The 8,819-nt window shown below is 68.3% G+C and carries 9 protein-coding genes; all 9 read right to left on the bottom strand.

What is annotated here, in order from left to right; genetic code table 11:
* Positions 1-130: 130 nt before the first annotated feature.
* The gene (locus tag U9978_RS11365) at positions 131-685 is read right to left on the bottom strand and encodes an adenine phosphoribosyltransferase (protein ID WP_322761053.1); all 555 of its coding nucleotides are present in this window, start codon (positions 683-685) and stop codon (positions 131-133) included.
* A gap of 20 nt (positions 686-705) precedes the next feature.
* Positions 706-1,950, bottom strand: a complete 1,245-nt coding sequence (gene secF / locus U9978_RS11360; protein ID WP_322761052.1) for a protein translocase subunit SecF — start codon at positions 1,948-1,950, stop codon at positions 706-708.
* A gap of 2 nt (positions 1,951-1,952) precedes the next feature.
* Positions 1,953-3,920, bottom strand: coding sequence for a protein translocase subunit SecD (secD, locus tag U9978_RS11355; protein ID WP_416210931.1), 1,968 nt, complete (start codon positions 3,918-3,920; stop codon positions 1,953-1,955).
* A gap of 372 nt (positions 3,921-4,292) precedes the next feature.
* Positions 4,293-4,862 carry a preprotein translocase subunit YajC gene (gene yajC, locus U9978_RS11350; RefSeq protein ID WP_416210930.1) on the bottom strand — a complete coding sequence of 190 codons (570 nt, stop codon included), beginning with the start codon at positions 4,860-4,862 and terminating at the stop codon, positions 4,293-4,295.
* Positions 4,863-4,955: 93 nt separating this feature from the next.
* Positions 4,956-5,987, bottom strand: coding sequence for a Holliday junction branch migration DNA helicase RuvB (gene ruvB / locus U9978_RS11345; RefSeq protein ID WP_322750930.1), 1,032 nt, complete (start codon positions 5,985-5,987; stop codon positions 4,956-4,958).
* A gap of 8 nt (positions 5,988-5,995) precedes the next feature.
* A complete protein-coding gene (gene ruvA, locus U9978_RS11340) occupies positions 5,996-6,685 on the bottom strand; it encodes a Holliday junction branch migration protein RuvA (protein WP_322761051.1) in 690 nt (229 codons plus the stop codon).
* Positions 6,682-7,221: a crossover junction endodeoxyribonuclease RuvC gene (gene ruvC, locus U9978_RS11335; RefSeq protein ID WP_322761050.1), complete on the bottom strand. Its 540-nt coding sequence runs from the start codon at positions 7,219-7,221 to the stop codon at positions 6,682-6,684. The genes ruvA and ruvC overlap by 4 nt, the downstream gene beginning before the upstream one ends.
* Before the next feature lie 201 nt (positions 7,222-7,422).
* Complete coding sequence (locus tag U9978_RS11330) at positions 7,423-8,178, bottom strand: YebC/PmpR family DNA-binding transcriptional regulator (RefSeq protein ID WP_322761049.1); 756 nt, start codon at positions 8,176-8,178, stop codon at positions 7,423-7,425.
* Entirely contained in the window at positions 8,175-8,816 is a 642-nt protein-coding gene (gene pdxT / locus U9978_RS11325) for a pyridoxal 5'-phosphate synthase glutaminase subunit PdxT (protein WP_322761075.1), read from the bottom strand. Before pdxT ends, U9978_RS11330 begins: the two co-directional genes overlap by 4 nt.
* Positions 8,817-8,819 lie beyond the last annotated feature (3 nt).

The raw sequence follows: 8,819 nt of genomic DNA, 5'->3' as shown, positions 1-8,819 counted from the left end.
TTGCAGGCTAACGCTGCGTCGGTCGTACTCCATCCGCAACCCCAGGCAGACACAGCTGGATCACATGTAGATCGCAGGGCCTACGGATCAGAGCTGACGTGATCGAATCACCACGACACCACCCGATCCGTTACACCTCCATGATCGATGAAATCTCGAGGGGCACCAGGCGATCGCGTCCGAGCAGGAACATGATCTCCATCAGCACGGCGAGCCCGACAACCTCGGCACCGGACTGGCGTACCAGTTCGGCGGCGGCGAGCGCGGTGCCACCGGTGGCGAGGACATCGTCGACGAGCAGGACCCGGTCACCGGGCCTGAAGGCGTCGGTCTGGACCTCCAGCGTGGCGGTGCCGTACTCCAGGTCATAGGTCCTGCTGATCGTCGCACCGGGAAGCTTGCCCTGCTTGCGTACGGGAACGACACCGACGCCGAGACGGTAGGCAACCGGAGCCGCCAGCAGGAAACCACGCGCCTCGACGGCCGCCACGACGGTGGCACCGTGGCCGTCGGCAGTCTCGGCGAGGGCGTCGATGACCACCGCGAAGGCCGCCGGTGTCATCAGCAGGGGCGTGATGTCCTTGAAGACCACCCCGGGCTTGGGAAAGTCAGGAACGTCTCGAATGTGGGCACGCAGCACGTCCGCGGCACGACCCGGCACGCCGGTGGAGGTGGCCTCGGTCATCGGAGTTGGTTCGGTGGTCGTCACCGCCGCTTTTTACCGCCTGGACGGCCTTTGCGGCCAGAACGCCGCGCCTGCGTCGGCCGGCGCGCCGCCCCGGGCCGGCCGGATCGGGCCCCGGCCACGGCAGGTTCACGGTTGCCGAGGGGTTTCTCACGTTCGTCGTCGGAGAGATCGTCAGCGCCGGTCGGGCCCCGCGTCTGACCGACCTCCATCCCGCGGTCCGATGTCACCACATCGGGATCAGGCGCAGGCATGGTCCCCACCCCCGTGGCGACCCGGGGGCCTTTGGTCGACTCGCGCAAGGCCACCGCCCGGGACTTGGCCACTCGCGCATCCAGCGCCCGGACCGCCGGCTCGTTCTTCTTCAGATCCACCAACAGCGGTGTCGCGACGAACAGCGACGAATAGGTACCCGAAGCGATTCCGACGAACTGGGCGAGGGCAAGATCTTCCAGCGTGCCGGCGCCCAACAGCCCGGCACCGACGAAGAGCAGCGAACCGACCGGTACCAGCGCGATGAAGGAGGTGTTGAGCGAACGCATCAACGTCTGATTCAACGAGTCATTGGTGGCCTCGGCATAGGTGCGCCGGCTGGTCGTGCCCATCCCGACGGTGTTCTCCCGGACCCGATCGAAGACCACGACCGTGTCGTAGAGGGAGAAGCCCAGGATGGTCAGCAAAGCGATCACCGTGGCGGGTGTGACCTGGAAACCGACCAGCGAGTAGATGCCCATGGTGACGACCAGGTCGTGGACGAGCGACGCCATGGCGGCGACCGCCATCTTCCACTCGAACCTGACGGATAGATAGATCATCACCAACACCAGGAACACCGCGAGCCCCTGCAGCGCCTTGTTCGTGATGGTCGATCCCCAGGACGCGCCGACCGTCGAGATGTCGATGGCGGTATCGGTGAGGGCGAACCGTTGCTCGATGGCGGTCTGGAGCTGAGCGGTCTGCACGTCGGTCAACGACGGGGTCTGTACCCGTATCTGGTGCGAGGTCTCCAGCTCCTGGATCACGGCGTCGGCGGGGTTGACACCGGCCGTGGACAGTGCAGCCTGCGCCTCCGCGACCGGCCGGCCGCCGGCGGGAAACTGGAACAGCGCCCCGCCCTTGAAGTCGATCCCGAGCGAGAAACCCCGGATTGCCATACTGGCGATGCAGATCGTCAGGACCACGGCGGAGGCGAGGTACCAGACCTTGCGCCGGCCGACGAAGTCGACGTCGAACTCGCTGCGGTAGAGCCTCCTGGCCCAGGACACCTCTACTCCTCCTGTCCCGCGCCGGCCGGACGCGACCGTGACGACGGTGAATCGGACGATCGCGAATCAGCTGGACGCGCACCCGCCTTGGGCTGGGCGACCGAGGACCGCCCGCTCTTTGTCAGGCGCGCCGGTGCTGGCGGCCTGTCACGGCCGGTACCGGGGATTGCCCTCGCACCGACTGCTGAGACTGTGAGGCCGGAGAAACGGCTGGTCGCGAAGAACGGCATGCGGACGAGCAGGGAGACAACCGGTTTAGTGAAGATGAACATGATCAGAATGTCGATCAGCGTTGACAGCCCGAGCGTGAACGCGAATCCCCGGACGGACCCGACCGACAGAACGTACAGCACCGCGGCGGCAAGGAAGGAGACCGTGTCCGCGGACAACATGGTCCGCCGGGCTGACGGCCATGCCCGGTCGACCGCCACGCGCACGCTGCGGTGGGCGCGGACCTCATCCTTGATGCGCTCGAAATAGACAACGAAGGAGTCCGCGGTGACGCCGATGGCGACGATCAGACCGGCGATTCCGGCCAGGGTCAACGTAAATCCGATCCACCGGCCGAGCAGCGCCACCGCGGCGTAGACAAGCAGTCCGCTCACCGCCAGCGAGCTGATCACCACAATCCCGAGTGCCCGGTAGTACAGGAACGAGTACAGGACGACCAGCAGCAGACCGATGGCACCGGCCAACAGGCCGGCCTTGAGTGAATCCTTGCCCAGGGTCGGGGATACCGACTCCGCGCTGGACTGCTCGAATGCCAGGGGCAGGGCGCCGTAGCGCAGCACATTGGCAAGATCCTGAGCGCTGGACTGCGTGAACGACCCCGATATCTGTGCGTCACCGGCGATGCGGTCATTGGTGCTCGGAGCGGACTGAACCACGCCGTCGAGAACGATCGCCACCTGTTTGCCGATGGTCTCCTCGGTCAACTTGGTGAACTTCGCCTGCCCGCTGCCGGTAAAGCTGACGTTGACGACCCACTGTCCCGTGCTCACCGAGGTGGCACCGCCGGAACTGGCCAGTCCCGCCGTCGCCGATTTCACGTCGGTTCCCACCACCTCGGCGGGCATGAGCAGGTATTTGGTCACGCCCTCACGATCGCAGGCGGCAACCCAGTCGGACGGCTTCTCGGTACTCGCCGTCCGGCGGTGTGCATCCGACGGAGCACAGGTCAGTGCTTCGAACGCGCTGATGACCTCCGCTGGTGGCGTGGCACCGGCGGCGGCCTGCGCGGCCTGGTCCGTCGCCGCCGGCGGCGAGGACGACGCGGCGGGCGCTGGCGAGCCCGTCGTGGCAGCCTGCGTCGCAGGGGCCTGCGTGGTGGCGGCCTGCGTGGTGGCGGCCTGCGCGAGCAGGCCGCTGCTCACGACATCCGATCGACTGGTTGTGGACACAGACGGCTTCGGCGTGGCCCCGGACGTCCCTGAAGGCGACGTGCCGGGAGATGACGCAGCGGGAGGCGAGGTGGCGGCCGGACCTCCGGATGAGGTTGCGGCGGGAGCCGGCGTCGGTGTACCGCTCTGACCCGGGGCTGGGGCCGATGTCGGCGCCGGTGCGGGCGCCGCAGCCGCGGGTGCTGAGGTGGCGACCTGGCGGAAACGCAGCTCCGCCGTCTGGCCCACCAGTGCGACGACATCGTTGCGTCCGCGGCCGGGGACCGAAATCTCGATCTGCGTGCTATTCCGCTTGACCTCGGCCTCGGCGACGCCGAGACCGTTGACGCGCTCGCGAATGATGTCGACGGCCTTGTCGACGGCCCCGCTGTCCACACCCCTGCCCGCTTCGGTCGACCTGGGCGTGAGAATCACGCTGGTGCCGCCCTGCAGGTCAAGCCCGAGCTTCGGCGTCCAGGTTCCCGTCAGGGCCATGACCCCGTAGAGCAACACCAGAAGGCCGGAAAGGACCCCGATCCGGGACCAGGCGGGGCGCGTGGCCTTACGCCGTGGCCCTGACCCTTGTGCCAACGGATGTCCCTTCGTCACGCGCCGGTGCGCTCATTTCACTGCGTGTTCCAGTGCTTACGTCGGTGCTCACGTAGCTGCTTACGTCAGTGTTCATGTCAGTGCTCATGTCAGTGCTCATGTCGCTGTCCGGTGGACCAATCGGCCCACCACCGGCGGCCCCGGATCCGTCGGAACCGCTGGCAACGCACAGCGGACCATGTTCGCTCCGCCTGCGACCGACCCAGATAACGATGGTCGAGACAACGATGCCAGCCGCGCCCAAGGTATCGGAACGACTGTCAAGCTGGATGCGTTCCTCTGCCCCGTTCAGGTTGCGCCTTTTTTAGATCTTCTGTCCGACCCGCTCGGACGGTGTCGGATCAGGGAACCGACCTACCCGCCGGGCGCGTCCTGCTTGCCCGAGCCTGGGGCGGTCCCGCTCCCCGACGTGCCCCCGCTCCCGGGCGAGTCGCTTCTGGTCACGTCCCTCTTGGCCACGTCCGCCGTGCCCAGGTCCGTCTTGGTCAGGTCCGTCTTGGTCAGGTCGATGTGTGAGTCGGCCGAACCGTCGTCGTCAACCCCGGGGTCCCCCGTCGTGAGGTGATGATCCGAGTGATCATCGGCCGCCTCGTCATCGGGCGGCGTGTCGTCGTCCGGTGCGGAGACAACCTTGGCGATCGCCGCACGCGAGAATCGGCACACGACGTCCGGCGCGACCTCCAGCAGCACGTCACCCTCGTCGACCTCGACCACCGTCGCGTAGAGCCCGGCCGTGGTCACCACCAGGGTGCCCGGCGCAAGCGAGGCCAGCGTCTCCTGGTGCGCCCGCTGGCGGCGCCGCTGGGTCGAGAAAAAGAAGAAGACAAGCACCACAATCAGGATCAACGGCAGAAAACCGCCGATCCCGCTACCGCCACTAGTCTGGGCCACCGTCTCGGCGGCCACCATTGCCTGCACGTCCACGTCCTCCCTGTAGTGCGGCCGATGCTACGTACCGACCGCGGGCTCGTGGCGCGCAGGCCCCCTCTTGCCAGGCGTCCCTATTGCCGGGCGCTCTTATCGCGGGACCTGGGAACGTCCCAGCGCATCGTCAAGCGGATCAAGACCGAGATGAGTGAACGCGGCCGGGGTGGCGATCCGCCCGCGGGGGGTCCGGGCCAGCAGACCCGCACGGACCAGGAACGGCTCGGCGACCTCCTCGACCGTGTCGGGCTCCTCCCCCACGGCGACCGCCAGGGTGGTCAGGCCCACCGGACCGCCGCCGAAGCGGCGTACCAGGGCCTCCAACACGGCCCGGTCGAGCCGGTCCAAGCCGAGCGCGTCCACATCGTAGACGCGCAGGGCGGCGCGGGCGACCTCGCGCGTGACGATTCCGTCCGCCCGCACCTCTGCGTAGTCACGGACCCGGCGCAGCAGCCGGTTGGCGATCCGCGGCGTCCCTCGCGACCGCCCGGCGACCTCGGTGGCGCCGTCGCCGGTGAGACGCACCCCTAGCAACCCGGCCGAGCGGGTAAGCACACTGGTCAGCTCGTCGGGATCGTAGAAGTCCATGTGTGCGGTGAAGCCGAACCGATCACGCAGCGGACCGGTGAGAAGACCTGACCGGGTGGTCGCGCCGACCAGGGTGAACGGCGCGAGGTCGAGCGGGATAGCGGTCGCGCCGGGGCCCTTACCGAGCACCACGTCGACCCGGAAGTCCTCCATCGCGGCGTAGAGCAGTTCCTCCGCGGGGCGGGCGATCCGGTGGATCTCGTCCAGGAACAGCACGTCGCCCGGAGCGAGCGCGGTGAGGATCGCGACGAGATCTCCCGCGCGTTCGACCGCCGGACCGCTGGTCATCCGCAACGGGACCGACAGCTCCCGTGCGATGATCATCGCCAGGCTGGTCTTGCCCAACCCGGGTGGCCCGGACAACAGGACGTGGTCGGGCGGACGGGCGCGGGCCCGCGCCCCTTCCAGCATGATCGTAAGTTGCTCGCGGACCTTCTGCTGGCCGATGAACTCCGCCAGGCTCCCCGGCCGCAGACCGGCCTCGAACGCCTGCTCCTCCGGCTCAGCCACCGGCGAGACCAGACCCTCGGCATCCACGGGCTGCATCACCGGGGCCGCAGGGCAGCCAGCGTCCGGCGCAGCAGCAGAGCTACCGTGTCCGGCGCCTGATCGTCACCAACAGCGACAGCGTCACCCGAGCCGTTGTCGCTGGCGCGCACTGTGGTCAGCGCGTCCTCGGCCTCACGCGCGGTGTAGCCGAGCCCGAGCAGCGCGAGACGGACCTGTTCGGCAACGGCGACCCGGGGTCTGTCCTGCGCCGCCGACGGACCGCCGCCCACGCCGGCATCGCTGTCCGCGTCGGCGTTCCCACCCCGGGCCACGGGCACCGACATCGGCGCTGCGAGGCGGTCCTTGAGATCGAGGACGATGCGCTGCGCACCCTTGCGGCCGATGCCGGGCACCTTGGTCAGAGCGGCCAGATCCTCAGCCGCGACCGCGCGGCGCACGCCGTCGGGGCTGTGCACGCCGAGGACGGCCTGGGCGAGCCGGGGACCGACCCCGGATGCGCTCTGCAGGGTTTCGAAGACGTCACGTTCGTCGGCATCGGCGAACCCGTAGAGAGTGAGCTCGGTCTCCCGAACAACCAGGGTGGTGGCCAGGCGTGCATCCTGGCCTACCCGCAGCCGTGACAGCGTCGCGGGGGTGCACTGCACGAGCAGCCCGACCCCACCGACCTCGACGACGGCTGCCTCGGGTGACAAGGCTGCGACCGTGCCCGAAACAGAAGCGATCATCGACCGGTCTCCTTTCGGGCGCTCTGGCCGCCGTGGGCCGCCGCCGCCGCCATCCTGGCCAGCGCCGGGCCACGCCACAGGTGACACAGGGCCAGAGCCAGGGCGTCCGCCGCATCGGCCGGACGCGGCGGATCGGGCAACCTCAGCAGGCGGCTCACCATGAACGCCACCTGAGCTTTGTCCGCCCGGCCGCTACCGCTGACCGCGGCCTTCACCTCGCTGGGCGTGTACAACGCCACCGGTAGGCCCCGCCGGGCCGCGGTGACGATGGCCACCGCCCCGGCCTGCGCCGTACCCATGACCGTCCGGACGTTGGCCTGACTGAACACCCGCTCGACCGCGACCGCATCGGGGTTGTGCCGACCGATCCATTCATCCAGGCCCTGCTCAAGTGCCCACAGTCGGGCTGCGACGTCGTCGGTGGCCGGCGTGCGCAGCACGCCGACCGCAATCAGCGAGGCGTTCCGGCCGGGGCCGCCGTCAACCACACCGAGACCGCAGCGCGTGAGCCCCGGATCGACACCGAGCACCAGCACCAGCGCCCTCCCGCTTGCTGGTCCGCGGACCAGCCGTCCTGAATCCTGACTTCAGCTACCGTCGACCATTGTGGCCCCGGGACGGTTCGCCACGGTCGCGACACGCGCGAACGTCCGTTCGAATCTTGAAACGTCAAAACAGACCTGGAAACCAGGGCATCGCACAGCGCAAGGTGGCCGGCAGCCGGCGAGGACTACCCGTCAGGCCGACACCAGCTCCATGATCTCATCCGAGATATCAGCGTTGAACCAGACATTCTGGACGTCGTCGAGATCCTCCACCGCCTCAACGAGCTTGAGGACCTTGCGGGCGGATTCCTCGTCCAACGGCACGCTGACGCTCGGCAGCCACGACAGGTCCGCAGTCGAAACCGCGAGCGCGGCGCCCAGCACGGCGACCCGTACCGCGTTGAGGTCCGTCGCCTCGGACACGACCTCGAAGGCGTCACCCAGGTCGTTGACCTCCTCAGCACCGGCGTCGAGAACGGCGATCAGGACGTCGTCCTCGCTCAGGCCGGGCGTCTTGGGGACCAGGACCACACCCTTGCGATTGAACAGGTACGAGACCGAACCGGGGTCCGCAACGGTGCCACCGTTGCGGGTGATCGCGACCCGGACGTCGGAGGCGGCCCGGTTGCGGTTGTCGGTGAGGCACTCGACCAGGACGGCCACACCGCTGGGCCCGTACGCCTCGTAGGTGATCTCCTCGTAGTTGACGCCGCCGGCGAGCTCTCCCGAGCCCCGCTTGACGGCCCGGTCGATGTTGTCGTTCGGCACCGACTGCGACTTGGCCTTGGCGATGGCGTCGGCCAATGTCGGGTTGCCAGCCGGGTCTCCACCACCGGTCTTCGCCGCCACTTCGACCGATTTGATCAGTTTTGCGAACAGCTTGCCGCGGCGTGCATCAACGACTGCCTTCTTGTGCTTCGTGGTCGCCCACTTGGAGTGACCGCTCATGCCCTGCCCCTCACCTGTACCGACCCCTGCCTTCCACGATTGCCTGTGACAACGTCGACGAACATCCGGTGTATCCGGATGTCACCGGTCAACTCCGGATGGAATGCCGTCGCCAACAGATTGTCCTGGCGGACCGCGACAATCCTGTCACCAACCCGGCCCAGAACCTCAACCTCATCCCCGACCTTCTCCACCCACGGTGCCCGGATGAAGACCGCTCGAACCGGGCCGCCGCCGACACCGATAAGATCGATATCCGCCTCGAACGAGTCCACCTGACGGCCGAATGCGTTGCGCCGCACGACAACATCCAAGCCTGCCAGCAGCGGTTGGCCGGGTGCGGCGTCCAGGACCTCCCGAGCCAGCAGAATCATGCCCGCGCAGGATCCGAACACCGGCAGCCCGGCCGCGATCGCCGCCCGCAGGGGGTCCAGAACATCGAACACGCGCAGCAGCCGCCCGATCGTGGTGGACTCCCCACCGGGCAGGACCAACCCGTCCACCGCGTCCAGATCGGACGCGCGCCGGACCTCCAGCGGGTCGGCGCCGACCGCGCGCAGCGCCCGGACATGCTCGCGGACGTCGCCCTGCAGTGCCAGCACGCCCACCCGCGCCGGCCGCGCTGCCGGTGCGATCATGCC

The sequence above is a fragment of the Protofrankia sp. Cr2 genome (assembly GCF_963555885.1).
Classification (GTDB): Bacteria; Actinomycetota; Actinomycetes; order Frankiales; family Frankiaceae; genus Protofrankia.
Note: the sequence above shows the minus strand (reverse complement) of the source record. Positions and strands in the feature narration are given on the sequence as shown.